We start from the raw sequence: 25,564 nt of genomic DNA, 5'->3' as shown, positions 1-25,564 counted from the left end.
TGGGGCCGGTGCCGGGAGTGTGCTCCTGCCCCCGCGTGGGTGCAACGGTCCGGCGTCCGGACCGCCCCGCGCCGGTCGAGGGAGCTACCGGGCCGCGCTCGAGCCGCGGACCAGCGCGGCCTGGTACAGGGCGATGCCGGCGGCGACGCTGACGTTGAGCGACTCGGTGTCCCGCCCGATCGGGATGCGCACGACGACGTCGCACTTCTCCCGGACCAGCCGCGACAGGCCGGTGCCCTCCGCGCCGACGACGAGCGCGACCGGGTCGGCGAAGCCGTCGTAGTCGTGCAGGTCGACGTCGCCGTCGCCGGCCAGGCCGACGGTCTGCAGCCCGGCGTCCTGGTAGGTCCCCAGGGCCCGCGGCAGGTTCACCGCGCGGGCGATCCGCAGCCGCGCCGCGGCACCCGCGCTCGTGCGCCAGGCCGACGCGGTCATCCCGACCGCCCGCCGCTGCGGGACGACCACCCCGTGGGCGTCGAAGGCGGCCGCCGAGCGGACCACGGCACCCAGGTTGCGCGGGTCGGTGACCCCGTCCAGCGCCACGAGCAGCGGGGCGCGACCGGAGTCGTGGGCGATGTCGAGGAGGTCCTCGGGGTGGGCGTACTCGTACGGCGGCACCTGCAGGCCGATGCCCTGGTGCAGCGCGCCCTGGGACATCCGGTCGAACTCGCCCTTGCCCACCTCGAGCAGCGGCAGGCCGCGGTCGGCCGCGAGGGCCAGCGCCTCGGTGATCCGCTCGTCCGTGCCGCCGCGCGTGGTGTCGCCGGTGACGACGTAGAGCGCCGTCGCCGGGATCTGGGCGCGCAGCGCCTCGACGACCGGGTTGCGGCCCAGCAGCAGCTCCGGTGACTCCTCGGCGCGCTGGCGGGCGCGGGCCCGGTCGGTGCGCTGCCGCTCGGCGGCCTGGGCCTTGCGCTGGGCGGGGTGCCCGTAGCGCTCCGCGGCCGGCGGGGTGGCCCCGCGGCCGGCGAGCGAGCGGCGGTTCTTGCCGCCGGTGCCGGCGGTCGCGGTCTTCTTCCCCGCGCCCGTCGTGCGGCCGCGGCGCTGGCTGTTGCCGGCCATCAGGAGGTCAGCTCCCATCGGGGTCCTGAGGGGGTGTCCTCGACGGAGACGCCGAGGGCGGCGAGCTGGTCGCGGATCGCGTCCGCCGCCGCGAAGTCCTTGCGTGCGCGGGCCGCCTGCCGCTGCTCGAGCGCCAGGCCCACGAGGCCGTCGGCCGCCCGGGTCAGCTGCTCGTCGCCACCGGCGGTGGCCCACTGCGGGTCGAGCGGGTCGAGCCCGAGGACGCCGAGCATGGCGCGCACCGAGCCCAGCGCCCCCGCGACCGCCTGGTCGTCCCCGTCGGCCAGCGCGGTGTTGCCCTCGCGGACCGCGTCGTGGATCGCGGCCACCGCCGCCGGGGTGCCGAGGTCGTCGTCGAGGGCGGCGTCGAACTTCGGCGCGCGCCGGGCCTCGCCGGCGTCCGCGCCGACCCGTTCCGCCGCCCGCTTCACGAACGACTCGATCTTCCGGTAGCCCGCCCCGGCTTCCTCGAGCGCGGCGTCGGTGAACTCGACGGTCGAGCGGTAGTGCGGCGCCACCAGGTAGTAGCGGAGCTCGACCGGGCGGACCCGCTGCACCACCTCGTCGACCAGGGCGGTGTTGCCCAGCGACTTGCTCATCTTCTCGCCGCCGAGGGTGACCCAGCCGTTGTGCAGCCAGTACTGCGCGAACCCGTCACCGGCCGCGCGGGACTGCGCCTGCTCGTTCTCGTGGTGCGGGAAGCGCAGGTCCAGGCCGCCGCCGTGGATGTCGAACTCGGCGCCGAGGTAGCGCTCGGCCATCGCCGAGCACTCCAGGTGCCAGCCCGGCCGGCCCCGCCCCCACGGCGTGGGCCAGGAGGCGGTCCCGGGCTCGCCGGGCTTGGCGGCCTTCCAGAGCGCGAAGTCGCGCGGGTCCCGCTTGCGCTCGTCGGTCTCGGTGTCCGCGGCCGGCTCGAGGTTGTCGAGCTTCTGGCCGGTCAGTGCGCCGTACTCCGGGAACGAGCGGACGTCGAAGTAGACGTCGCCGTCCACGGCGTAGGCGTGACCGCGCTCGATCAGGCGGTCCATCAGCTCGACCATGTCGGGAACGTGCCCGGTCGCCCGCGGCTCGTAGGTGGGCGGCAGGACGCCGAGGACGTCGTAGGCGCGGGTGACGGCCCGCTCGTTGTCGTAGGCCCACGCCCACCACGGGACGCCGTTGGCCTGCGCCTTGGCCAGGATCTTGTCGTCGATGTCGGTGACGTTCCGGACGTAGGTGACGTCGAGCCCCTGCGCGGTCAGCCACCGGCGGAGGACGTCGAACGCGAGCGCGCTCCGCACGTGCCCCACGTGCGGCGGGCCCTGGACGGTGAGCCCGCAGACGTAGACCGACGCCTCGCCCGGGCGCAGGGGGACGAAGTCCCGGACCGCGCGTGCTGCGGTGTCGAAGAGGCGGAGGCTCACTGGGGGGAGTCTACGGAGGGCGCACCCGCCGGCGGAGCCGTCTCCGCGGCCGCCTCCCCCGTCCGGACCACGAGGGCGGTGGCGACGGCCGCCCGCCCCTCGCCGCGGCCGGTCAGCCCCAGTCCGTCGGTGGTGGTGGCGGTCACGCTGACCGGAGCCCCGAGCGCCGCGGTGAGCACGGCTTCCGCCTCACCCCGGCGCGGCCCGAGCTTGGGCGTGGTCGCGATCAGCTGGACCGACGCGTTGCCGACCCGCCAGCCGGCCGCGGCGAGCACCTCGCGCACGTGCACGAGCACGTCCGCGCCGAGCGCTCCCGCCCACCGGGGGTCGTCGGTGCCCAGCAGACCGCCGATGTCACCGAGCCCGGCCGCCGACAGCACGGCGTCGGTGAGCGCGTGGGCGACGATGTCGCCGTCGGAGTGACCGGCGCAGCCGTCGGTGTCCGGCCACTCCAGACCGGCCAGCCGGCAGGGCCGCCCCGCCTCGATCGGGTGCACGTCGGTGCCGATGCCGACCCGCGGCAGCTCGGGCAGCGTCACCGGGCCACCTGCCCCTCGGCGACGGCGAGGTCGTGGGCCACGGTGATCTTCGCGGCGCGCTCGTCACCCGCGACGGTCGCGACGGGGACCCCCGCGGCGCGGACCACGGCGGCGTCGTCGGTGAACTCGGCGTCCTCGGCCAGCGCTGCGTAGGCGTCGGCGAGCACGCTCCGATCGAAGCCCTGCGGCGTCTGGACCCGGCGCAGGCGCTCCCGCGGCGGGGCGTCGGCGACCCGGCCGGCGTCGTCGACCAGCACGGTGGTGTCGACCACCGGGAGCACCGGGACGACGGCCGCCGCGCCGCCGGCGAGCGCGGCGAGCACGCGGGCGACGACGTCGGGCGGGGTCAGCGGCCGGGCGGCGTCGTGCACGAGGACGACGTCGGCGTCGGCGTCGGCCGGCAGCGCAGCCAGGCCGGCCCGCACCGAGGCGGTGCGGGTGACCCCGCCGCCGACGAGCCGCACCTCCGGTGGCAGGACGGCGGCGAAGGCGGCGCGCTGGTCCTGCGGCACGGTGACCAGCACCTCGGCGACCCCGCCGGCGAGCAGGCCCTCGACGGCCCAGGCGACGAGCGGGCGGCCGGCGAGCGGGACCAGCGCCTTCGGCAGGTCGGCCCCCAGACGCGAACCGCTCCCGGCCGCTGCGACGATCGCGACAGCGTGCACGGGAGCGGTTCGGTTCGTTCTGGAGAGGCGCTGCCAGCTCAGCTGGCGAGGACCTCGTCGAGCAGGATCTCGGCCTTGTCCTCGTTCGTGCCCTCGGCGAGCGCGAGCTCGCTGACGAGGATCTGACGGGCCTTGGACAGCATCCGCTTCTCGCCGGCGGAGAGGCCGCGGTCCTTGTCGCGACGCCACAGGTCGCGCACGACCTCGGCGACCTTGTTCACGTCACCCGAGGCCAGCTTCTCGAGGTTGGCCTTGTAGCGGCGCGACCAGTTGGTCGGCTCCTCGGTGTGCGGAGCACGGAGCACCTCGAAGACCTTGTCCAGGCCCTCCTGACCGACGACGTCACGGACGCCGACGATCTCTGCGTTGTCGGCCGGCACGCGTACGGTGAGGTCGCCCTGGGCGACCTTCAGCACGAGGTAGGCCTTCTCTTCGCCCTTGACGGTCCGCTTCTCGATCGCCTCGATGAGCGCGGCACCGTGGTGCGGGTAGACGACGGTCTCGCCGACAGTGAAGCCCATGTGGATGTGACCCCTTTCGCTGACCCAAGGTTAGCACGGGACACTGACTCAACGGATCGGAGCCGGGCAGTAAATCTGCAGGTCAGCGGGCTGGTCGATGAGGCCGGAGGGGTTGACAGAGCGTGATCGGTGTGCCCTCGGAGGCCATCCGGCCGGTGGCCACGACCCGGGCGCTCGTGCTCGCCACCCACCCGGGCCCGGCGGCGGCGGTCACCGCGGTGGCCACCCTGCTGGCGGTCGCCGCCGACGTCCCGGCCGGCCGCACCGCGCTGCTCTGCGCCGCCGTCCTCGCAGGTCAGGCGTCCATCGGCTGGAGCAACGACTGGCTGGACGCCGATCGCGACCGGGCCGTCGCACGTCCGGACAAGCCCGTGGTGCAGGGCGCCGTCTCCCCCGGCACGCTGCGCCGGGCGGCGCTCCTGGCGGCCGGGACGGCGACCGTCCTCTCCCTGCTCCTGGGACTGGTGCCCGGGCTGCTCCTGCTGCTCCTCGTCGCCAGCGGCTGGGCCTACAACGCCGGCCTGAAGCGGACCGTCTGGTCCGGCGCCGGCTACGTCGTCGGGTTCGGCGCCCTCCCCGCGGGGGTGGTGGCCGCCGCCCCGGGGGACGCGGCGGCCCCGTGGTGGCTCGTCGCGGCGGGCGCCGCCCTCGGCGGGGCCGCCCACCTGGCGAACGTCGCGCCCGACCTGGAGGACGACCTCGCCACCGGGGTGCGCGGCCTCCCCCACCGGCTCGGGGCGCGCACCTCCGCCGTGGCGGGGGCACTCCTGCTCGCTGCGGCGTCCCTGGTGCTCGTGCTGGGCCCGGCGGGCCCGCCCGCGCCGACCGGGTGGGCCGCGCTCGGGCTGGCCGTGCCGGCCGCCGCAGTGGCCGCGCTCGCCGGCACCCCGCGGTTCCGGCGGCTCGCGTTCCCGGCGGTGATGCTGCTGACCGTGCTCGACGTCGTCCTGCTGCTGGCCGGCGGGGCCGCCCTGTCCTGAGGGCCTGCGTCAGCCCTTCCCGCGACCGCCGCCCCCGCCGTTGCCCTTGCCTCCGCCGTCGCCTCCGCCGTCGCCTCCGCCGTTGCCACCGCCGGCCGGCTCCGCCGCGGGCTCGTCCGACGTCACCGGGGCCTCGACGTCCTCGGTGACCGGCCCGGCGGCCCGGTCGGCCGCCCGCTGCGCGTTGCGCTCGTGCGCCCAGCCGGACACCTGCGCGCCGTCGACGCCGCCGTCCCGGGCGGCCTCGCTGACCCGCGCGCCGAACGGCTCGCCGGCCGGCTGCACGGGCTCCTCCACCGGCTCGGGGACGGCCGGCACGGGCTCCTCGGGAGCCTCCTCGACCGGATCGCCGGCCGGCTCATCGACCGGGCTCTCGACCGGCGCCTCGACCGGCGCCTCGACCGGCGCCACGTCACCGGAGTCCGGGAGCTCGAGCGGGGTGACCTCCTCGACCACGACGGCGACCGTGTCCTGCACCGGTGCGGGCAGGACGTCGGCCGCCCCGGCCCCGGTGACGGCCACGATGGCCGCGCCCGCGCCGGCGGCGGTCTTGGTGACGAGCCCGGCGGAGAGCGCCTTGCTGACGAGCACGGACAGGATCACGCGACCACTTCCCCACTGCGCCCACGGGCGCGCCACGGCCGCGACCGGCCTCTCCTCCTCGTCGGCAGCCTCGGCCCCCGGCTGGAGGACGACTCCCCGGAAGGGGGACGCGCGGCGGCGGAGCTCGCCCTCCGGGCGCCCCACCGGAGCGGCAGATAGGCTCCCGGGTGTCTCCGCGCCACCGATCCCCGGTGGCCGGCACGGTCCTGCTGGAGGTCGACAGCTGTGAACCGCGCTCTGCGCGCCGCCACGACGGGCGTTCTGCTCCTTTCCCCGATCGCCCTCTCCGCGTGCAGCGCCGGGCAGGTCACGCAGACCGCCACGCAGCAGCGGGACAAGGTGGGCGCCATGGCGGAGGTCGGCGACCTCACCCTGCGCGCCATCACGCTGGCCTACCCCGAGGACGGCATCTACGAGGCGGGTGACGACGCCACGCTGCAGCTCGCGATCGTCAACACCGGCATCGAGGACGACACGCTGACCGGGGTCTCCGGCGAGGGCTTCGACGAGGCCGTCCTCAGCCCCGCGGGCGCCAGCCCCTCCACCGGGCCGAGCCGGCCCGACACCGGCACCGGGACCAGCAGCGACGGGACCGGCACCGCCGCCGGGGCGGACGAGGTGGAGATCCCGGCCGGCACGGCCGTGTTCTTCGGCGAGGGCGGCGGGACCATCACGCTGGCCGGCCTCGACGAGCCCCTCACCCCGGGGCAGGCCCTGGAGCTCACCCTCACCTTCGAGAACGCCGGAGAGGTCACCACGCGCGCCGTGGTGACGACGCCCGAGGAGGAGGTGGAGCGCGGCGAGAGCTTCGACTTCCACCACGAGGAGGAGGCGGGCACCGGCGAGGAGTCCCCGCAGGAGCAGGTCGAGGTCTCCGGCGGCACGTCGAACTGACCTCCGGGCCACCGGCCGGGGGCGCGTCTCCCGGAACTGTCGGCACCCGCGGCTAGCGTCGCGGGCGTGCCAGCCGCCGGAGTGAAGTCAGCTCGTCCCGCCCACCGCTGCACCGAGTGCGGCTACGCCTCGGCCAAGTGGGTCGGCCGCTGCCCCGAGTGCCAGGCGTGGGGCACCCTCCAGGAGACCGGCGCCCCGGCCACCGGCCTCCGCGCCGTCTCCGCCGGCCAGGTGACCGCCCCGGCCCGCCCCATCGCGCAGGTCGAGCTCGCCGGCGCGCGCGCCGTCCCGACCGGCATCCCGGAGTTCGACCGGGTCCTCGGTGGCGGGCTGGTGCCCGGCGCCGTCCTGCTGGTCGCCGGGGAGCCCGGCGTCGGGAAGTCCACCCTGCTGCTGGAGGTGGCGCACCGCGTGGCCGCCGCCAACGGCCCCGCGCTGGTCGTGTCGGGCGAGGAGTCGGCCGGCCAGGTGCGGCTGCGCGCGGAGCGGATCGGCGCGCTGCACGAGCAGCTGTACCTCGCGGCCGAGACCGAGCTGTCCGCGGTGCTGGCCCACGTCGAGGCGGTCAACCCCTCCCTGCTGGTGCTCGACAGCGTGCAGACCGTCCGGTCGCCGGCCGTGGAGGGCACCGACGGCGGCGCCACCCAGGTGCGGGCCGTCGCGTCGGCGCTGACCGGGGTGGCCAAGACCCGCGGCATGACGACCATCCTGGTCGGCCACGTCACCAAGGACGGCGCCATCGCCGGCCCCCGCGCCCTCGAGCACCTGGTCGATGTCGTCGTCTCCTTCGACGGCGAGCGGCACTCCACCCTCCGCATGGTGCGGGCCACGAAGAACCGGTTCGGGCCGGCCGACGAGATCGGCTGCTTCGAGATCGGCGACAGCGGCGTCGTGGGCGTACCCGACCCGTCGGCGCTGTTCGTGTCCCGGCGGGCGGACCCGGTTCCCGGCAGCTGCGTCACCGTCACGCTGGAGGGCAGCCGGCCGCTGCTGGCCGAGGTCCAGGCGCTGGTCGCCACCGCGGGCGGAGGCGGGTCACCCCGGCGGGCGGTGAGCGGGCTGGACTCGCAGCGGGTGGCCATGGTGAACGCGGTGGTCGAGCGGCGCGGCCGGGTGAAGCTGGCCGATGCCGACGTCTTCGCCGCCTCCGTCGGCGGTGTGCGGATCGCCGAGCCCGCCGCCGACCTGGCGCTCGCCCTGGCGATCGCCTCCGCGGCGAAGGACACCCCGCTCCCGCCCGGCCTGGTCGCGCTCGGCGAGGTGGGCCTCTCCGGTGAGATCCGCCGGGTCGGGGGCACCGGGCGGCGGCTGGCGGAGGCGGCCCGGCAGGGGTACCGGACGGCGCTCGTGCCGCCGGACGCCGGCTCCGCTCCTGCCGGCATGCGGCTGATCGAGGTCCCCGACCTCGGTGCGGCCTTCCACCGCCTCTTCTGAGCCCGTAAGGTTTCGTAACGCCGGCCCTCGCGGTTGTCCACACCCGAGCCTGCCGCGGCCGGCACCCCGGCACGTAGACTCAGCCGCCGCACCACTCGACCGTCAGGAGCGCTCGTGCCCGCCGCTGTGGACCCCGAGATCGCCCTGCGCGAACTCCTCGGCCGCATCGCCCCAGGTACCGCACTGCGCGACGGCCTCGAGCGCATCCTGGCCGGCCGCACCGGCGCCCTGATCGTGCTGGGCTACGACCGGGTGGTCGAGTCGATCTGCACCGGCGGGTTCGCCCTCGACGTCGCCCTCTCCGCCACCCGGCTCCGGGAACTGGCCAAGATGGACGGCGCGGTGATCGTCTCCTACGACGGCACCCGGATCGTGCGCGCCGGCGTGCACCTCATGCCCGACCCCACGGTGCCCACCGAGGAGTCGGGCACCCGGCACCGCACCGCGGAGCGGGTGGCGGTGCAGACCGGCTTCCCGGTCATCTCGGTGAGCCAGTCGATGCACATCATCAGCGTGTACGTGGCGGGCCGCCGCTACACCCTCGAGCACCCGACCACGATCCTGGCCCGCGCCAACCAGGCCCTGGCCGCCCTGGAGCGCTACAAGCTGCGCCTCGACGAGGTCGCCAGCACGCTGTCGGCGCTGGAGATCGAGGACCTCGTCACCGTGCGCGACGCGATGAGCGTGAGCCAGCGGCTGGAGATGGTGCGGCGCATCGCCGACGAGATCGAGGGCTTCGTCGTCGAGCTCGGCACCGACGGGCGGCTGCTCGCGCTCCAGCTCGACGAGATGCTGGCCGGCGTGGAGGAGGACCGCGGCCTCCTGGTCCGCGACTACCTGCCCGCGAACGGCCGGCGTCCGCGCACGATCGACCAGGTCCTCACCGACCTGCGCGCACTGACCGCCACGGAGCTGCTGGACCTCTCCGCGGTCGCCCGCTGCTACGGGCTGCCGACGTCGCCCGACGCGCTGGACTCGCCCGTCAGCCCTCGTGGGTACCGGCTGCTCGCCCGGGTGCCCCGGCTGCCGGCCGGGATCATCGACCGCCTCGTGGACCACTTCGGCGGCCTCCAGAAGCTGCTGGCCGCCACGATCGAGGACCTGCTGTCGGTGGAGGGCGTCGGGGAGGCCCGGGCCCGGGGCATCCGCGAGGGGCTGTCCCGGCTGGCCGAGACCTCGATCCTCGACCGGTACAGCTGAGCCGTGGGACGACGAGAGCGCAACGACGTGGAGCACCACACGGGAGGGTCCCCGCGGTTGGTGGCCGTCCTGGCCATGCTGGCCCTGGTTGCCGTGGGGGTCGGTCTCGCACACCTCTCGTGGGCGGTCCTCGGCCCGCTCCTGGCCGGGCGGTCCGACGTCTTCCAGGGGATCCTCGGCGCGGTGGTCGGCGCGGCGGCCGCCGCCCCGGCCCTGAAGCTGCTCTCCCCCCAGAGGCGCCCCGCGGCCATGGGACCGGTGCTGAGCTGGCTCCTGGTCGCGGCGGTCTGCTTCCTGTGGGCGGTGCCGTTCCGCCGCGGGAACGTGGCAGACGCCGCGGAGTTCCAGGCGCAGACCGACACCTACGTGGCGTTCTCCGTGCTGGTCTTCCTCGTCGCGACGGTCGTCCTCCTCCGCCGCGTGCCGGAGGAGGCATACCGCCCGATGCACGAATGGCTCGCCGGCGACCCGCCCCCCGACGACCGGGCCTCCCGACGCGGCAGGTAGCCACACGGCCGACCGACCGGTGGACCGCTCCGGCGCCTCAGCCGACGACGATCGGGGCGTCGCCGGAGACCTTCGTGTCCAGCCGGCCGCGCACCGTGTACGCCCCCGGAGCCGGCGTCACCCGCGGGGCGGTGCAGGTCGGCTCGCTCGTGAGCCCGCCCCAGACCAGCGGCAGCACCACCGTCTCCCCCGGCGCGAGCGTCCGCTGGTCGCTGCTGGTCTCCGGGAAGCAGTCGTTGCTGCCCCAGACCCGCGTGCCGGCCGCGTCGACCATCACCAGCTCCTGCACCTGCTTGTCCAGCGGCCGCACGCACGGCACCGCCGAGGTGTTGACGACGACCAGCTCGAAGGTCGGCTTGCTCCCCACCGCGACCTGCCCCGGCGTGCGCACCGAGAGGTCGATCATGTCGTCGGTGCACGGGCCACCGGGCGCGGGCCCGGTCGGCGTCGGCTCGCTCACCACGACCGGCGCGGGCGGAGTGGTCGCCGGGGTCCGCACCTCGGACACCGTGGGCACGACCCGCTCCAGGGCCGGCGTCTCCGAGGGCCGCGCCGTACCGGTCGCGGCGGCCGCGCCGTCGCGGTCTCCGATCAGGGCCACGAGGAGCCAGCCCGACCCACCCAGGACGGCCAGGAGCACCACCAGCACGACCAGCCGGCGCCGCCAGTAGACGGCAGCGGGAAGCGGACCGACCGGGTGCAACACCCGGGGAACGCTAGCCGCCCCGCTCGGTGCACCTCCCCTCGGCACGCCGCGCCGCCGGGCGGGCACACTGGCTGCCCGTGACCAGCCCCTCCCCCCGCCTCTCCGGTCCGGCCGGCGAGGTGATCGTCGACTGGTATGCCACGGCTGCCCGCGACCTGCCCTGGCGCACGCCGGGCGTCGATCCGTGGGCGGTCCTGGTCAGCGAGGTGATGCTGCAGCAGACGCCCGTGGCCCGCGTGGAGCCCGTGTGGCGGGCGTGGATGGACCGCTGGCCCACCCCGGCTGCCCTGGCCGCCACGCCGCCGGGTGAGGTCATCCGCGCGTGGGGCAAGCTCGGCTACCCCCGGCGGGCCCTGCGGCTGCGGGAGGCCGCGATCGCCGTCACCGAGCGGCACGGCGGCGCGGTGCCCGACGACGTCGCCGCCCTCCAGGCGCTGCCCGGCGTCGGTACCTACACGGCGCGCGCGGTGGCCTGCTTCGGCCACGGGCAACGGCAGCCCGTCGTGGACACCAACGTGCGCCGGGTCGTCGCCCGGCTGGTGCACGGCCGCGCGGAGGCCGCGCCCGCCCGGGCATCGGACCTCGCCGACATCAGCGCGCTGGCCCCGCGGGACGACGCCCGCGCCGTGCGGTTCTCGGTGGCGGTGATGGAGCTCGGCGCGCTGGTGTGCGTGGCGCGGACACCGCGGTGCGGCGCCTGCCCGGTGCGCGACCTGTGCGCCTGGCGGCTGGCCGGGTACCCGGCGCACGAGGGCCCGGCCCGGCGGGTGCAGACGTTCACCGGTACCGACCGCCAGGTGCGCGGCCGGCTGCTCGACGTCCTGCGCGCCGCGGAGCAGCCGGTGGACGCCGCGGCGCTGGAGCCGGCCTGGGACGACGCGGCGCAGCGGGCACGGTGCCTGGACTCCCTGCTCACCGACGGCCTGGTCGAGCAGACCTCCGACGGCCTGTTCACCCTGCCCACGTAGCCACTGCACTCGTGCCGAGTGGGCCTCGGAGAGGTCCGCGCAGGCAGGACGAAACGGCTCAGCGGCACAGGGGACGGCCGTTGGCCGCGGTGTCGTCCGGAGGACGACAGACGACAGGGCCGCCCCCACCTCGCGGTGGGAGCGGCCCTGTCGTCGGTGCTAGCGGGTCACTCGGCGGCTGCCGCCGGGCCCTCGTCGTCACCCTCGGCGCCCGAGAGGGCCACCGGCGGGGTGTCGGGCAGGTCGAGCGGCTTCGGCTCACCGCGGAAGGTGAACTTCTGCGCGGGACCCTCGGCGTCGTCGACGTCGACCACGATGATCTGGCCGCTGGCCAGGTCGCCGTAGAGGATCTTCTCCGACAGCGTGTCCTCGATCTCGCGCTGGATGGTCCGGCGCAGCGGCCGGGCACCCAGGACGGGGTCGAACCCGCGGGTCGCCAGCAGCTTCTTCGCCGCCGGGGTCACCTCGATCGCCATGTCCTTGTTCTTCAGCTGGGTCTCCAGCCGGGCCAGCATGAGGTCGACGATCTGGATGATCTCGTTCTCGGTCAGCTGGTGGAACACGACGATGTCGTCGATGCGGTTGAGGAACTCTGGCCGGAAGTGCTGCTTGAGCTCCTCGTTGACCTTCAGCTTCATCCGGTCGTAGTTCGACTGGTCGTCGTTACCCGCCTGGAATCCGAGACCGACGGCCTTCGAGATGTCCCGCGTACCGAGGTTCGTGGTGAGGATCAGGATCGTGTTCTTGAAGTCCACGATCCGGCCCTGACCATCGGTGAGCCGGCCGTCCTCGAGAACCTGCAGCAGCGTGTTGAACACATCTGCGTGCGCCTTCTCGATCTCGTCGAACAGGACCACCGAGAACGGCTTGCGCCGCACCTTTTCGGTCAGCTGACCACCCTCGTCGTAACCGACGTAACCGGGAGGCGCACCGACCAGGCGGGACACGGTGAACTTGTCGTGGAACTCGCCCATGTCGATCTGGATCAGCGCGTCGTCCTCACCGAAGAGGAACTGCGCGAGCGCCTTGGCCAGCTCCGTCTTACCGACACCCGAGGGGCCGGCGAAGATGAACGAACCGCCGGGACGGCGCGGGTCCTTGAGGCCCGCCCGCGTACGCCGGATCGCCTGGGAGACGCTCTTGATGGCCTCTTCCTGGCCGATGATGCGCTTGTGCAGCTCGTCCTCCATGCGGAGCAGACGCGAGGTCTCCTCCTCGGTCAGCTTGAAGACGGGGATGCCGGTCCAGTTGGCCAGCACCTCGGCGATCTGCTCGTCGTCGACCTCGGCGACGACGTCCATGTCGCCGGCCTTCCACTGCTTCTCGCGCTCGGCCTTCTCGCCCAGCAGCTGCTTCTCCGTGTCGCGCAGGGAGGCGGCCTTCTCGAAGTCCTGCGCGTCGATCGCCGACTCCTTCTCGCGGCGGACGCCGGCGATCTTGTCGTCGAACTCGCGCAGGTCCGGCGGAGCGGTCATCCGCTTGATCCGCATCCGGGCACCGGCCTCGTCGATCAGGTCGATCGCCTTGTCCGGCAGGAAGCGGTCGGAGATGTACCGGTCGGCCAGCGTCGCCGCGGCCACGAGGGCGCTGTCGGTGATGCTGATCCGGTGGTGCGCCTCGTACCGGTCGCGCAGGCCCTTCAGGATCTCCACGGTGTGGGCGAGGGTCGGCTCGCTGACCTGGATGGGCTGGAAGCGGCGCTCGAGCGCCGCGTCCTTCTCCAGGTGCTTGCGGTACTCGTCCAGCGTGGTGGCGCCGATGGTCTGCAGCTCGCCACGGGCCAGCATCGGCTTGAGGATGCTGGCGGCGTCGATCGCGCCCTCGGCGGCACCCGCCCCGACGAGGGTGTGGATCTCGTCGATGAACAGGATGATGTCGCCGCGGGTGCGGATCTCCTTGAGGACCTTCTTCAGCCGCTCCTCGAAGTCACCGCGGTAACGGGAACCGGCGACCAGGGCGCCGAGGTCGAGGGTGTAGAGCTGCTTGTCCTTGAGCGTCTCGGGCACCTCGCCCTTGACGATGGCCTGCGCCAGCCCCTCGACGGCGGCGGTCTTGCCGACGCCGGGCTCGCCGATGAGGACGGGGTTGTTCTTGGTGCGGCGGGACAGCACCTGCATGACCCGCTCGATCTCCTTGGCCCGCCCGATGACCGGGTCGAGCTTCTGGTCGCGAGCGGCCTGGGTGAGGTTCCGGCCGAACTGGTCGAGCACCAGCGAGGTCGACGGGGTGCCCTCGGCGGGGCCGCCGGCCGCGGCCGGCTCCTTGCCCTGGTAACCCGAGAGCAGCTGGATGACCTGCTGGCGGACGCGGTTGAGGTCGGCGCCCAGCTTCACGAGCACCTGGGCGGCGACGCCCTCGCCCTCGCGGATCAGGCCGAGCAGGATGTGCTCGGTGCCGATGTAGTTGTGACCGAGCTGGAGGGCCTCGCGCAGCGAGAGCTCCAGGACCTTCTTCGCCCGCGGGGTGAAGGGGATGTGACCGGACGGCGCCTGCTGGCCCTGTCCGATGATCTCCTCGACCTGCTGGCGGACGCCCTCGAGCGAGATGCCGAGGGACTCCAGGGCCTTGGCGGCGACGCCCTCACCCTCGTGGATCAGGCCCAGGAGGATGTGCTCGGTGCCGATGTAGTTGTGGTTGAGCATCCGGGCCTCTTCTTGGGCCAGGACGACGACTCGACGGGCTCGGTCGGTGAACCGTTCGAACATCTGCTGCTTCTCCTCTGACCGGCTGGTCCGGCACTGCTCTCCCCGGAGATGGGGAGAGGCACCCGACGTCCGTCGGCGCGCGGGGGCACCGGTCTTTCCACTGTAGTCGCGGACCACGCCGTCCCGTCGTCGTCCGACGAGGCGGTGGATGGCTGTCCGGTCCAACGACCCCGCCCGTGGTGCTGTTCCTCTCCCGTTACGCCGTGAGCGGACGGCGGCGTGCCGACCCGGAGGACGCCGACGGCCCGGCTCCCCATCGGGGAACCGGGCCGTCGTCGGAGTGGTGCGGTCCTACGTCAGTGCGCGGCCTCGTAGGCCTCGACGACGCTGGCCGGGATGCGGCCGCGGTCGCTGACCGCGTGGCCGTTCTTGCGGGCCCAGTCGCGGATCGCGCCGGCCTGCTCGCGGTCCATGCGGCCACCGCCACCGGTCGCCCGGGAACGGCCCCCACCGGACGCGCGCCCCGCGCCGCGGCCGACCTTGCGGGCCGCCGAGACATAGCGGGCGAACGCGTCACGCAGCTCCGCGGCGTTCTTCTCCGCGAGATCGATCTCGTACGACGTGCCGTCGAGCGCAAAGCTCACGGTCTCGTCGGCCGGGAGATTCTCGTCGAGGTCGTCGCTCAGGATGACCTGGACCTTGCGCGCCATTCGTTCCTCGCTTTTCGCTGTGGCCCGGAAGCCGGTCGGAAACAACACCCGACGGGTGCGAGGACCATTAGAGCACAAGCAACTGCTATTCGGTAATGGTCGTGCAGGTTTCACCCATTGTGCTGGCGCCACAGTTACGGATCTGTTCAGGAACTGATTGGCCTGACCAGAGGGAACAGGATGGTCTCGCGAATTCCGAGCCCGGTCAGTGTCATCATCAGGCGGTCCATCCCGAAACCCAGTCCCCCGGTGGGCGGCATTCCGTACTCGAGCGCCTCGAGGAAGTCCTCGTCCAGCGCCATCGCCTCGGGATCGCCGGCGGCCGCCAACCGGGCCTGCGCGGTGAACCGCTCCCGCTGCGCCACCGGGTCGACCAGCTCGGAGTAGGCGGTGCCCTGCTCGATCCCGCCGATGTAGAGGTCCCACTTCTCCGCCTTGCCCGGCTCCGACCGGTGGGCGCGGGTCAGGGGTGAGGTGTCCACGGGGTAGTCGATGACGAACGTCGGCGACTGCAGGGTGTGCTGGACCAGCGCCTCGAAGATCTCCTCGACCACCTTGCCCGGCAGCCAGGCCGGGTCGACCCCGATGTCGTGCCGCTCCGCGACGGCCCGCAGCTGCGCCACCGGCGTCTGCGGGGTGATCTCCTCCCCCGCCGCCTCCGACACCGCCGCGTAGAGCGACAGCTGCGGCCACTCCCCGGAGAGGTCCAGCTCGGTGCCGTCGTGGTGCCGGGCGACGTGGTCGCCGAAGAGCGCGGTGCAGCACTCCTGCACCAGCTCCTGCGTCATCCGGGCCATGGTCTGGTAGTCCCAGTAGGCCGCGTACGCCTCGAGCATGGCGAACTCCGGCGAGTGCGAGCTGTCCGCACCCTCGTTCCGGAAGTTGCGGTTGATCTCGAACACCCGCTCCAGGCCACCGACGATGCACCGCTTGAGGAACAGCTCGGGCGCGATGCGCAGGTAGAGGTCGAGGTCGAAGGCGTTCATGTGGGTGCGGAACGGCCGGGCGGCGGCGCCCCCGTGGACGGTCTGCAGCATCGGCGTCTCGACCTCGAGGAAGCTGCGGGACGTCAGCCCGGCCCGCAGCGTGCGCATCACCGTGGACCGCTGGTGCACCGTGCGCCGGGCCTCGTCGCGGACGATCAGGTCGACGTAGCGGCGGCGGACCCGCAGCTCCTCGCTCATCGGCTTGTGCGCGACCGGCAGCGGCCGCAGCGCCTTGGCGGTGAGCTGCCAGGAGTCGGCGAACACCGAGAGCTCGCCGCGGCGGGAGGTGCCGACCTCGCCCTCGGCGAAGACGTGGTCTCCGAGGTCGACGTCGGACTTCCAGGCCGCCAGTGGCTCCTCGCCGACCCGGTCGCGGGAGAGCATCACCTGGAGCTCGGCGTCGCCCTCGCGGAGGGTGGCGAAGCACAGCTTGCCGGTGTTCCGGACGAAGATCACCCGGCCGGTGACCCCCACCCGGCTGCCGGTCATGGTGTCCGGCTCGAGGTCCGGGTGCGCGGCCCGCACCTCGGCCAGGGTGGCGGTGCGGGGGACGCCGACCGGGTACGGGTCGACGCCGGACTCGCGCAGCCGGTCGAGCTTGGCGCGGCGGACGCGCATCTGCTCGGGCAGCTCCTCGCTGCCGTCGTCGCCGTTGCCGTGGCCGTTCGGTCCTTCGCTCACGGGGCCCGAGCCTACGGGGCGCCCACCCGCCGCTCGGCGGCCTGCTGCCGCTCGAAGGCCAGCCGCAGGCCGTGCACCGTCAGGTCCGGCTCGCGCTCCCCGATCGTCCGGCAGCTGTCGACGACCAGCGGGGCCAGCCCGCCGGTGGCGACGACGACCGGCGCGGTGCCGAACTGGGCGACGATCTCGGCCGCGATCCGGCTCACCAGCCCGTCGACCAGGCCGGCGAACCCGAGCACCAGCCCCGACTGCAGCGCCGCCACGGTGTTCTTGCCGATCGCCTGCGGCGGGCAGGTGAGCTCGACCGAGCGCAGCTGGGCCGCCCGGTTGGCCAGGGCGTCCAGGCTGACCTCCAGCCCGGGGGCCAGCGCGCCGCCCAGGAACTGCCCGGCCGGACCCACGGCGTCGACGTTGGTCGAGGTGCCGAAGTCGACGACGACGACCGGGCGGCGGCTGCCGTCGGCGGCCCGGCCGAACATCTCGGCGGCGGCCAGGGCGGTGACGACGCGGTCGGCGCCCACCTCGCGCGGGTTGTCCACATGCAGCGGGACGCCGGTGCGCACCCCCGGCCCGATCAGCACGACCGGGACCTCGAGGGAGTCGAGCAGTTGGCGCAGCGCCGGCAGCAGCGCCGGCACGGTGGAGCAGGCGGCGACGCCGGTGACCTCGGTGTCGCGGAGCAGCCCCCGCCACAGCATCCGCAGCTCGTCGGCGGTGGCGCGCGGCGCGGTGGTCACCCGCCAGGTGCCGACCCGGCGGTCGCCGTCGAAGGTGGCGAGGACGGTCTGGCTGTTGCCGACGTCGACGGTCAGCAGCACGGGGTCACCGGACCGGCACGCCCAGATCGCTGCGCCGCTGGTCGGGAGCGCCCGGCACGGGGGCCGACGGGTCACCGCCCAGCTCGACGATCCGGTTGTCGCCGTCCACGTGCACGACCTTGGGGATGTAGCTCTTGGCCTCGGTCTCGTCCATCAGGCCGTAGCTGATCAGGATGACCATGTCGCCGGGGTGCACCAGGTGCGCGGCGGCGCCGTTGATCCCGATGACCCGGCTGCCCCGCTCACCGGGGATGACGTAGGTCTCCAGCCGCGCGCCGTTGGTGATGTCGACGATGGCGACCTGCTCGCCGGGGATCAGGTCGGCGGCGTCCAGGAGGTCCTCGTCGACGGTCACCGAGCCCACGTAGTGCAGGTCGGCCTGGGTGACCGTCGCACGGTGGATCTTGGACTTCAGCATCGTGCGCATCATCGGGGCTCTCCCAGCGTGATCGGGGCGTTGTCGAGGAGTCGGGTGCTGCCGGCGCGGACGGCGACGAGCAGTCGGGCGGGGCCGGCGGCCGGCGCCGGTCCCAGGTCGGTATCGGTGAGTTCCAGGTAGTCCTGAACCAGGTCGGGCACCTCGGCCAGCACCGCACGGGCGGCGGAGAGGACGGCGTCGGCGCCACGGGGGCCGGCGTCCGCGCCCGCGCGCAGTGCCCGGTGCAACGCCGCGGCCCGCCCCCGCTCTTCCGGGGAGAGGTAGCGGTTGCGGCTGGACAGCGCCATGCCGTCGTCCTCCCGGACGGTGGGCACACCGACGACCTCCACCCCCAGGGCCAGCTCGCGGGCCATCGCCCGGATCAGCGTGAGCTGCTGGTAGTCCTTCTCGCCGAACAGCGCGAGATCGGGGCGGACCAGGCCGAACAGCTTCGCGACGACGGTGAGCACGCCGGCGAAGTGGCCGGGGCGCACCGCACCCTCCAGCACCCCGCCGAGCGGGCCGGGGTCGACGGTCACCCCCACGGCTCCGGGCGGGTACACCTCCTCCACCGGCGGGTGGAAGACCACGTCCGCGCCCTCCTCGGCCAGGGCGGCGAGGTCGGCGTCCCAGGTGCGGGGGTACCGGTCGAAGTCCTCACCGGGCCCGAACTGGGTCGGGTTCACGAACACGGAGACGACGACGCTGCCGGCGCGCTCCCGGGCGGCCCGGACGAGGGTGCGGTGCCCCTCGTGCAGCGCGCCCATGGTCGGCACGAGGGCGACCGGGCCGGGCAGCGCGTCGACGAGGGCGCGCAGCTCGGCGGCGGACTCGGCGACCGCGGGCAGCACGCGGACGGTGCTCACCGGAGGAGGGTCCCGGTGCGGGCCGCCGCCAGCAGGTCCAGCAGCGGGGCGGCCTCGTGCGCCCGGAGCCGGCCCGCGGCGAGCGTGCGCTCGGCGGTGCGCTGCGCCATGGCGACGTAGGTGGCCACCGACTCCGGCGCCCGCTCGGCGAGGGTGGTCAGGTGCTGGGCGACGGTGCCGGCGTCGCCCCGGCTGACCGGACCGGTCAGCCCGCGGTCGCCGCGGCGCAGCCCGTTGTCCAGCGCCGCGGTGAGCAGCGGGGCCAGCACCCGGGCCGGCTCGCCCACCCCGGCGGTGCGCAGCAGGTCGGCCGCCTCGGCCACCAGCGTGACCAGGTGGTTCGCGCCGGTGACCAGCGCCGCGTGGTACAGCCCGCGGTCCTCCTCGGCGACGACGAAGGGCTCGCCGCCCATCTCCAGCACCAGCGTCTCGGCGACCGGGCGGTGCTCGGGGCGGCTGGTGACCCCGAACGGGGCGCCGGCGAGCCGGTCGGCGTCCTCGGGGGCGCCGGAGAAGGTCATGGCCGGGTGCAGGGCCAGCGCGAGCACCCCGGCGTCCCGTGCCGGGTCCAGCACCGCCAGGCCGTGCGCGCCGGAGGTGTGGAAGGCCAGCTGGCCGGCCCGCCAGGCCCCGGTGCCGGCCAGGCCGGACACCAGGCCGGAGAGCGTGTCGTCGGGCACGGCGAGGACGACGAGGTCGGCGGCGGCCACGACCTCGTCCGCGGGGACGAGGGGAACGCCCGGCAGCAGCCGGGCGGCGCGCTCGGCGGAGGCGGCGGAGACGCCGGAGGCGGCGACCACGTCGTGGCCGGCGGCAGCGAGGGCCGCGCCCAGGACGGCGCCGACGCGGCCGGCGCCGATCACGCCGACGCGCAGGCGGGCGGGGGCGGAGGACGCCGCCGGGAGGCCGGCGGCGCGGACGGTCCTGCGGGCAGCAGGCATCGGTGCACCTCTCGTTCCAGTCCCTGGCGGGTACCGGACGTCGGGCGCGATCTCCACCAGCGGAGATCGCGATGGGCCGTGCGGTGGTGCGGTGGTGCGGTGGTGCGGTGGTGCGGTGGTGCGGTGGCCGGCGTCCGCTGCGACCGGGTGTGTCACGCGGGCGTCGAGCCGGTGGCGAGTGTGTGTCCAGTGTGCGCCGCCCCGCAACGCCCGCGCCCTGTGTCGTGGCTCACGCCGCCCCGGGCGACCCGGCGGCGGCGGCGTCCGGGGCCCGCCCTACCGTGACGGCCGGCACATCGGCGAGGGAGGCAACGTGCACACGTTCGAGGGACGCACCGCTCTGGTCACCGGCGGCAGCCGGGGCATCGGCCTGGGCATCGCGAAGAGCCTGGTCGACCGCGGGGCCCGGGTGGTGCTCACCGCCCGCAAGCCCGAGGCGCTCGCCGAGGCCGTCGAGTCGCTGGGCGGTTCCGACGTGGCGGTGGCCGTCGCGGGCAACGCCGGCGACGCCGGGCACCGGGCGGCCGCGGTGCGGACCGCGGTCGAGACGTTCGGCAGCCTGGACGTGCTGGTCGGCAACGTCGGGATCAACCCCGCCTACGGGCCGTTGATGGACCTCGACCTCGACGCCTGCCGCAAGATCCTGGACACCAACGTCGTCGCCGCCCTCGGGCTGGTGCAGGAGGCGTGGCGGGCCTGGATGTCCGAGCACGGCGGATCGGTGTTGTTCGTCGCCTCGGTCGCGGGCCTCCGGTCATCGCAGGAGATCGGTGCCTACGGCGTGAGCAAGGCGGCGCTGATCAACCTCACCACGCAGCTCGCGGTGGAGCTGGCGCCGAAGGTGCGGGTGAACGCCGTGGCCCCGGCGGTGGTGAAGACCAAGTTCGCCGGCGCCCTGTTCGAGGGACGCGAGGCCGAGGTGGCGAAGGCCTACCCGATGGCCCGGCTCGGCACCGCGGAGGACATCGGCGAGGCCGCGGCCTACCTGCTGGGCGACGGTGCCGGATGGGTCACCGGCCAGACGCTGGTCATCGACGGCGGCGGGCTCTCGCGCGGCCCCCGCTAGGCCTCAGCGGCCCAGCACCCGGGCGAGGACGTCGTCGGACTCCCCGTCCTCCCGGTACCGGCGCCGGCGGCGCCCGCCGGAGGACGGGCTGACGCCGTTCTCCGCCAGGATCTGCGCCAGCCGGTCGGAGGTGTCCGGCGCGCCGGCGGCCGGCGTCGACGGCGCCCACTCCGGCATGACCGCGGGGCGCTGCGTCGTCGGGGCGGCCTCGGCCGGGAGCGGCCGCTCCAGGGCGTCGTCGCCGCGCCGCCGGCGCGGCGCGCCCGCGGTCGGGGCGGGCGCGGGCGGGTCGAGCAGCGACCGGGCGGCCAGCCAGTCCAGCGGGGACGGCGGCGGTTCGGCCGGCGGCGGAAGGGTCGCCGGCGGGGTGACCACGGGCGAGGCGACCGTCATGGGCGGCGGCGGCGGAGGGGGCGGCGGAGGGGGCGGCGGAGCGGCCGCGCGCCAGGAGGGCGCCGACCCCAGGTAGGGGTCGTCCTCGTGCGCCGCGGCGCGGTCGTGCCGCCCGAAGGCCGGCCGCGCCGGCTCGGGAGCGGGTGGGCGGGGCGGCACCGGCGGCCGGGCGGCCACCGGCGGCGGGACCGGGACCGGCGGGGGCACGGGGCCCGGCGCGGGGGCCGGCGGCACGAGCGGGAACGCCGTGGTGACCGGCGGGGACTGCGTGGACCAGCTGCTGGCCCGGACCTGCTCGAACTGCTGGGTCGTCTCCCGCGGTTCGTCCAGCCGGATGGCCGGCCAGCCCCCGGTCAGCTCCCGGGGCGGGGAGTCCTCGGCGCGGCCGTAGCCGGCGTCCAGCGTGCGGGCCGGGCCCTCCAGGCGGGCGCCCTCCCCCGGCAGCCGGCTGGCCTGGGTGCGCATCACGATCCGCTCGACCAGCATCTCGCTGGACAGCTGCTCGGCCAGCTCGGCCCGCAGCCGCCCCATGTCCTCGCGGAGCGCGGCGAGCTGGCTCAGCTCCGCCCGCATCCCGGTCAGGGCGGCGACGTCGTCCCGCATCCCGGTGAGCGCGGCGACGTCGTCCCGCAGCGCGGCGACCCGGGCGACGTCCTCCCGCAGGCCGCCGAGCGCGGCGAGCTCGCCCCGCATGCCCGACACCCGCGCCACCTCGTCGCGCAGGCCGGCCAGGGCCGCGAGGTCGCCGCGCAGGGCGGCGAGCTCGCCCCGCATCGCGCCCTCGGCCTCGCGGCGCAGCTCGTTCTCCAGCTCCAGCTCGTACTCGCGGCGGGCCGCGACCTCCCGCTCGAGCTCCAGCTCGTAGGCCCGCCGGAGGTCGGCCTCACGGGCGGCGGCCTGGGCCCGGTCGGTGCCGCGCCGCCCGGCCGCGAAGGTGGCGAGCACGAACGCCCAGGCCACGGCGACGACGGCGACCCGCAACAGCTGGGCGTTGTCGGTGAGGAAGACCGCCAGCGTGGCGCCGGCGGCCAGCACGAAACCGGCCGCCTGGAGCAGGGCACGGGATCCGGGGGTGGCCGGGCCGCGGGCGACGTCGTCGTCCTCACGGCGGGGCATGGCACCAGCGTAGCGACGAGTGGCGCTCACGGGGAGGAGCCGCACCCGTGCCGACCGTGGTCATAGCTGTCACAGTGCTGCGGTGACCCTCTCGCTGCTCGACTGGCGCCGCCGCGTGGCCGCGCTGCACGCCACCGTCCGGAGCTGCGCCGACCCGGAGGCCGGCTGGTGCCGCTGGCGGGACGGGCGCGACGAGCTCTTCGCCGGGCATCCGCAGTCACCGCTGGACCCCGCCGCGCGGGCGGCGTTCGACGGGCTGCCCGTCGCGCCCTACGACCCGGCGCTGCGCTTCGAGCCGGCGCTGGAGCCGGCCGCGGCCCTGCGGCTGGAGGTGCCCACGGCCGCCGACGGGGTGGTACCGCTGGAGCGGATCGGCGCGGTCGCGCTGCCCGGCGTCGGCCGGCTCGACGTCTGGTGGGTCGCGCTCTACGGCGGCGGGGTGTTCCTGCCGCTGCGCGACGGCACCGCCGGGAGCACCACGTACGGCGGTGGCCGCTACCTGCTCGACACGGTGAAGGGAGCGGACCTCGGCGGCGCCGGCGACCGGCTGGTGGTCGACCTGAACTTCGCCTACCACCCCTCGTGCGCCTACGACCCGCGCTGGTCGTGCCCGCTGGCGCCCGAGGGGAACCGGGTCGACGCCCCGGTTCCCGCCGGGGAGCAGCTGCCCCCCGGCGGCTGGTACCGCCCCTGATGATCAGGTGACCTGATCGTCAGGGGTCCTGGCTCGGCACCGGTGGTGAGCCAGGACCCCACCAGGTGAGCCAGGACGGGGAGTCAGCCCTGCGCGAGGGCGCCGTCGGAGCTGAAGACGAGCCCGAGGGAGATCTCGCCCTGCTGGAGGGCCGCCTTGGTCAGCGGGCCACCGGTGTCGAGCTCCCGGAAGCTGCCGAACTCCAGCCCGTAGGTCTCCTCCAGGCCCGGCTGGCAGAACGGGCGCTCGGGGCACTCGCCCGGACCGCCCAGCACCAGCGAGCCGTCGCCGCAGGCCTCGGCCAGCTCGGACAGCGTGCTGACCCCCACCTCGTCGGCGAAGGCCTGGGTGACGGCGAAGGCGTTCTGGTCGGCGGCCTCGGACGGCTCGCCGAAGACCAGCCCGGCTCCCTCGGCCAGGGGCGTGAGGGCCTCGACGGTCGCGTCGACGTCGCCGGAGGCGACCTGGGTGGCCTCGTCGCCCTCGATGAACTCCGTGACGGTCGAGAGGTACTCGGGGAAGACCTGGATCTCCCCGCGCTGCAGCGCCGGCAGGTAGAGCTCCCGGTTGCCGACCTCCTGCACGGAGGCGTCGAAGCCGGCGGCCGTGAGCACGTCGGCGTAGATGGTGGCCAGGATCGTGGACTCGGTGAAGTTGGCCCCGCCGACGACGACGGTGCCGCTGCCCTGCTCGAGGCCCGCGGTGTCGACGTTCTCCTCGACCCAGGCCGCGGCGACGTCCTCGGCGCTCTGCCGCTGCACGTCCACGGCGGCGTTCATCTCGACCAGCTCGTCGGTGGTGAGCTCCGCCGACACGGCGTTCAGGGCCGGCAGCAGCGCCGGGTTCGCCTGCGCCGCGGTCGCGGTCACCGCGGGGATGATGTTGTCCGCGTTCTGCAGGCCCTCGTCGTCCTCGAGCACCACGAGCTGGTCGCCGGCGACCGGGGCGCAGGCGTCGCCGGACGCCGCGGTGCCGCCCGCGTCCCCGCCTCCTCCGGTGCCCGAGGAGCCCGACTCGCCGCAGGCCGCGGTGAGCGCGGCCGCGAGGGCCAGTGGAGCGATGATCCGGGTTCTGGCGCGCATGGGGAGGCCCCGCCTTCTGTGTCCCGTGACGGCCCTGTTGCAGCCACGCGTGTCTGGCGGGAAGTCCCGCGGACGCCATGCAACCGCGCCGACCGGTTGCGGGCAACTCATTTCCGAACCCGTTGCGCTTCCGTGACCCCGCTACCGGTCAGCGCGGACGTGCGGCTGCGGACGGTGGCGCCCCGCTCGCGGTGCGCATCCCGAAGGCGGGGAACGCGAACCTGCGCCCGGGCGTCACCAGCCGGGCGAGCAGGGCGAGCGCGGCCTCGCTGAGCACGGCGAGGAGGGCGACGAGGAACGCACCGGCGAGCACCACGCCGTAGTCCTGCTGCGCGAACGCCAGCGTGATGATGCCGCCCAGCCCCCCACCGGCGACCAGTGCCGCGAGCGCCGCCGTCGCCACGACCTGCACCGTGGCGGTCCGGATGCCGGTCATCACCAGCGGGGTCGCCAGCGGCAGCTCGGCGCGCAGCACCACCTGCCGCCCGGTCATGCCCATCGCCCGCGACGCCTCGACGACGTCCCGGTCCACGGAGCGGAAGCCGACGTAGGTGTTGGTGAGGATCGGCGGGACGGCGAAGACGGCCAGCGCGATCGTCGTCGCGGTGGGGCCGAAGCCGATGGGCGTGACCGCGAAGACGGTCAGCAGGGCCAGCGTGGGAACGGCGCGGGAGACGTTCGACAGGGCCACGGTGAAGCCGCCACCGCGGCCGGTGTGCCCGAGCAGCATGCCCACCGGCAGCGCGACGACGAGGGCGACCAGCACCGCGGACGCCGAGATGCGCAGGTGCTCACCCAGCAGCTCCAGGATGCCGCGGTCGCGGGTCCAGTTGTAGGGGTCGTTGAGGTAGACCCACGCATCGCGCAGCAGGTTCACGCGCGCACCCGCTCGGCCCACGGGGTGAGCAGCCGCTCCGCGCCGGCCAGCAGCAGGTCGGCGAGCAGCGCCAGCAGCACGCAGCCGACCGCCCCGGTGACGATCTCGGCGCGGTAGAAGTTGGCGTTGAAGCCGCCGATGATCAGCTGCCCCAGCCCGCCGTGGCCGACGATGACACCGACGGTGGTGAGCGCGACGGTCGACACCGTGGCCACCCGCAGCCCCGCCATGAACGCCGGCAGCGCGAGCGGCAGCTCGACCTGCCACAGCAGCCGGCCGGACCCGTAGCCCATCCCACGCGCCGCCTCGCGCACGTCGGCCGGTACCGACTGCAGCCCGGTGAGGAAGTTGCGCACCAGGATGACCAGCGAGTACAGCACCAGCCCGATCAGCACGGTGGTCGCCGTGAGACCGGTGAACGGGGCGACGAAGGCGAACATCGCCAGCGACGGGATGGTGTAGATCACCGTGGAGAGGCCGAGCACCGGGCCGGCCAGCCACCGGCTGCGCCGCGCCAGCAGCGCCAGCGGCAGCGCGATCAGCGCCCCGAGCAGGACGGCGGCGACGGTGAGCCTGACGTGCTCGCCCAGGTAGCCCACAATGGACTCCCAGTTGGAGGTCACGTAGGACACGTCGAACCACGGGTTCGGCGCCGCATCGGCCGCCCGCACCTCGGCGGTCGCCGCGTTCAGCATCGAGCGCGTACCAGGAAGGCCACCCCGTGGACGCTACTGCTCCCCCCGCCCGCCGCCCAGCGAGCGGGACGCCGGCCGGCGCCGAGACGATCCG

The 25,564-nt window shown here is 74.8% G+C and carries 26 protein-coding genes; 8 read left to right on the top strand and 18 right to left on the bottom strand.

The features are described 5' to 3' along the window. Positions 1-84: 84 nt before the first annotated feature. Genes rlmB through BD833_RS18210 form a run of 5 tightly spaced genes read right to left on the bottom strand, consistent with a single transcriptional unit; the run spans position 85 to position 4,190 of the window. A complete protein-coding gene (rlmB, locus tag BD833_RS18230; protein ID WP_243737782.1) occupies positions 85-1,080 on the bottom strand; it encodes a 23S rRNA (guanosine(2251)-2'-O)-methyltransferase RlmB in 996 nt (331 codons plus the stop codon). Further along, entirely contained in the window at positions 1,062-2,465 is a 1,404-nt protein-coding gene (cysS, locus tag BD833_RS18225) for a cysteine--tRNA ligase (RefSeq protein ID WP_166534565.1), read from the bottom strand. The genes rlmB and cysS overlap by 19 nt, the downstream gene beginning before the upstream one ends. Next, the gene (gene ispF / locus BD833_RS18220) at positions 2,462-3,004 is read right to left on the bottom strand and encodes a 2-C-methyl-D-erythritol 2,4-cyclodiphosphate synthase (protein WP_243737781.1); all 543 of its coding nucleotides are present in this window, start codon (positions 3,002-3,004) and stop codon (positions 2,462-2,464) included. Before ispF ends, cysS begins: the two co-directional genes overlap by 4 nt. Further along, positions 3,001-3,669 carry a 2-C-methyl-D-erythritol 4-phosphate cytidylyltransferase gene (ispD, locus tag BD833_RS18215; protein WP_166534564.1) on the bottom strand — a complete coding sequence of 223 codons (669 nt, stop codon included), beginning with the start codon at positions 3,667-3,669 and terminating at the stop codon, positions 3,001-3,003. The genes ispF and ispD overlap by 4 nt, the downstream gene beginning before the upstream one ends. A gap of 38 nt (positions 3,670-3,707) precedes the next feature. After that, on the bottom strand, positions 3,708-4,190 hold the full coding sequence (locus BD833_RS18210; RefSeq protein WP_166534563.1) for a CarD family transcriptional regulator: 483 nt from the start codon (positions 4,188-4,190) through the stop codon (positions 3,708-3,710). Between the two features lie 122 nt (positions 4,191-4,312). Here BD833_RS18210 and BD833_RS18205 point away from each other — a divergent pair, with 122 nt between their 5' ends. Next, positions 4,313-5,170 (top strand): UbiA family prenyltransferase, encoded by an 858-nt coding sequence (locus BD833_RS18205; RefSeq protein ID WP_243737780.1) that lies wholly within the window; start codon positions 4,313-4,315, stop codon positions 5,168-5,170. 9 nt (positions 5,171-5,179) lie between these two features. On the opposite strand, the gene BD833_RS18200 is transcribed toward BD833_RS18205, so the two are convergent. Then, complete coding sequence (locus BD833_RS18200; protein ID WP_166534504.1) at positions 5,180-5,773, bottom strand: hypothetical protein; 594 nt, start codon at positions 5,771-5,773, stop codon at positions 5,180-5,182. 225 nt (positions 5,774-5,998) lie between these two features. Here BD833_RS18200 and BD833_RS18195 point away from each other — a divergent pair, with 225 nt between their 5' ends. From BD833_RS18195 to BD833_RS18180, 4 genes are all read left to right on the top strand, one after another. Continuing rightward, complete coding sequence (locus tag BD833_RS18195; RefSeq protein ID WP_166534562.1) at positions 5,999-6,667, top strand: copper chaperone PCu(A)C; 669 nt, start codon at positions 5,999-6,001, stop codon at positions 6,665-6,667. Between the two features lie 66 nt (positions 6,668-6,733). Next, positions 6,734-8,101: a DNA repair protein RadA gene (gene radA, locus BD833_RS18190; RefSeq protein ID WP_208092752.1), complete on the top strand. Its 1,368-nt coding sequence runs from the start codon at positions 6,734-6,736 to the stop codon at positions 8,099-8,101. Positions 8,102-8,215: 114 nt separating this feature from the next. Then, a complete protein-coding gene (gene disA / locus BD833_RS18185) occupies positions 8,216-9,301 on the top strand; it encodes a DNA integrity scanning diadenylate cyclase DisA (RefSeq protein ID WP_166534561.1) in 1,086 nt (361 codons plus the stop codon). A 3-nt stretch (positions 9,302-9,304) separates the two neighbouring features. After that, a complete protein-coding gene (locus tag BD833_RS18180; RefSeq protein WP_166534560.1) occupies positions 9,305-9,808 on the top strand; it encodes a hypothetical protein in 504 nt (167 codons plus the stop codon). Between the two features lie 37 nt (positions 9,809-9,845). Here BD833_RS18180 and BD833_RS18175 read toward each other — a convergent pair whose 3' ends face one another. Continuing rightward, a complete protein-coding gene (locus BD833_RS18175; RefSeq protein ID WP_166534559.1) occupies positions 9,846-10,514 on the bottom strand; it encodes a MucR family transcriptional regulator in 669 nt (222 codons plus the stop codon). A gap of 77 nt (positions 10,515-10,591) precedes the next feature. Here BD833_RS18175 and BD833_RS18170 point away from each other — a divergent pair, with 77 nt between their 5' ends. Then, positions 10,592-11,482, top strand: coding sequence for an HhH-GPD family protein (locus BD833_RS18170; protein ID WP_166534558.1), 891 nt, complete (start codon positions 10,592-10,594; stop codon positions 11,480-11,482). A gap of 167 nt (positions 11,483-11,649) precedes the next feature. Here the strand turns inward: BD833_RS18170 and BD833_RS18165 are convergent, their stop codons facing one another. The 7 genes from BD833_RS18165 to BD833_RS18135 form a co-directional block, all read right to left on the bottom strand. Then, a complete protein-coding gene (locus tag BD833_RS18165) occupies positions 11,650-14,187 on the bottom strand; it encodes an ATP-dependent Clp protease ATP-binding subunit (protein WP_166534557.1) in 2,538 nt (845 codons plus the stop codon). A 296-nt stretch (positions 14,188-14,483) separates the two neighbouring features. Continuing rightward, entirely contained in the window at positions 14,484-14,885 is a 402-nt protein-coding gene (locus BD833_RS18160) for a histone-like nucleoid-structuring protein Lsr2 (protein ID WP_481748700.1), read from the bottom strand. Positions 14,886-14,983: 98 nt separating this feature from the next. Continuing rightward, positions 14,984-16,504 (bottom strand): lysine--tRNA ligase, encoded by a 1,521-nt coding sequence (gene lysS, locus BD833_RS18155; protein WP_243737779.1) that lies wholly within the window; start codon positions 16,502-16,504, stop codon positions 14,984-14,986. Between the two features lie 11 nt (positions 16,505-16,515). Next, entirely contained in the window at positions 16,516-17,322 is an 807-nt protein-coding gene (locus BD833_RS18150) for a type III pantothenate kinase (RefSeq protein WP_166534556.1), read from the bottom strand. Positions 17,323-17,326: 4 nt separating this feature from the next. Next, positions 17,327-17,752 carry an aspartate 1-decarboxylase gene (gene panD, locus BD833_RS18145; RefSeq protein ID WP_166534555.1) on the bottom strand — a complete coding sequence of 142 codons (426 nt, stop codon included), beginning with the start codon at positions 17,750-17,752 and terminating at the stop codon, positions 17,327-17,329. Continuing rightward, positions 17,749-18,606, bottom strand: coding sequence for a pantoate--beta-alanine ligase (gene panC, locus BD833_RS18140; protein WP_166534554.1), 858 nt, complete (start codon positions 18,604-18,606; stop codon positions 17,749-17,751). The genes panD and panC overlap by 4 nt, the downstream gene beginning before the upstream one ends. After that, the gene (locus tag BD833_RS18135; RefSeq protein ID WP_166534553.1) at positions 18,603-19,547 is read right to left on the bottom strand and encodes a Rossmann-like and DUF2520 domain-containing protein; all 945 of its coding nucleotides are present in this window, start codon (positions 19,545-19,547) and stop codon (positions 18,603-18,605) included. Before BD833_RS18135 ends, panC begins: the two co-directional genes overlap by 4 nt. A gap of 313 nt (positions 19,548-19,860) precedes the next feature. On the opposite strand from BD833_RS18135, the gene BD833_RS18130 reads away from it, so the two are divergent. Further along, the gene (locus tag BD833_RS18130) at positions 19,861-20,613 is read left to right on the top strand and encodes an SDR family oxidoreductase (protein WP_166534552.1); all 753 of its coding nucleotides are present in this window, start codon (positions 19,861-19,863) and stop codon (positions 20,611-20,613) included. 3 nt (positions 20,614-20,616) lie between these two features. On the opposite strand, the gene BD833_RS22785 is transcribed toward BD833_RS18130, so the two are convergent. Next, the gene (locus BD833_RS22785; protein ID WP_208092751.1) at positions 20,617-22,122 is read right to left on the bottom strand and encodes a DUF6779 domain-containing protein; all 1,506 of its coding nucleotides are present in this window, start codon (positions 22,120-22,122) and stop codon (positions 20,617-20,619) included. Positions 22,123-22,204: 82 nt separating this feature from the next. Between BD833_RS22785 and BD833_RS18120 the strand changes: the two genes are divergently transcribed. After that, entirely contained in the window at positions 22,205-22,816 is a 612-nt protein-coding gene (locus tag BD833_RS18120) for a DUF1684 domain-containing protein (RefSeq protein ID WP_166534551.1), read from the top strand. An 83-nt stretch (positions 22,817-22,899) separates the two neighbouring features. On the opposite strand, the gene BD833_RS18115 is transcribed toward BD833_RS18120, so the two are convergent. From BD833_RS18115 to BD833_RS18105, 3 genes are all read right to left on the bottom strand, one after another. Beyond that, a complete protein-coding gene (locus tag BD833_RS18115) occupies positions 22,900-23,898 on the bottom strand; it encodes a glycine betaine ABC transporter substrate-binding protein (RefSeq protein ID WP_166534550.1) in 999 nt (332 codons plus the stop codon). 148 nt (positions 23,899-24,046) lie between these two features. Beyond that, the gene (locus tag BD833_RS18110) at positions 24,047-24,775 is read right to left on the bottom strand and encodes an ABC transporter permease (protein WP_166534549.1); all 729 of its coding nucleotides are present in this window, start codon (positions 24,773-24,775) and stop codon (positions 24,047-24,049) included. Continuing rightward, positions 24,772-25,470 (bottom strand): ABC transporter permease, encoded by a 699-nt coding sequence (locus BD833_RS18105; RefSeq protein ID WP_166534548.1) that lies wholly within the window; start codon positions 25,468-25,470, stop codon positions 24,772-24,774. Before BD833_RS18105 ends, BD833_RS18110 begins: the two co-directional genes overlap by 4 nt. Between the last annotated feature and the right edge of the window lie 94 nt (positions 25,471-25,564).

The organism is Blastococcus xanthinilyticus (assembly GCF_008124835.1).
GTDB lineage: Bacteria > Actinomycetota > Actinomycetes > Mycobacteriales > Geodermatophilaceae > Blastococcus > Blastococcus xanthinilyticus.
The sequence above is the reverse complement of the archived record's forward strand: the minus strand, read 5'-3'. Positions and strand labels throughout refer to the sequence as shown.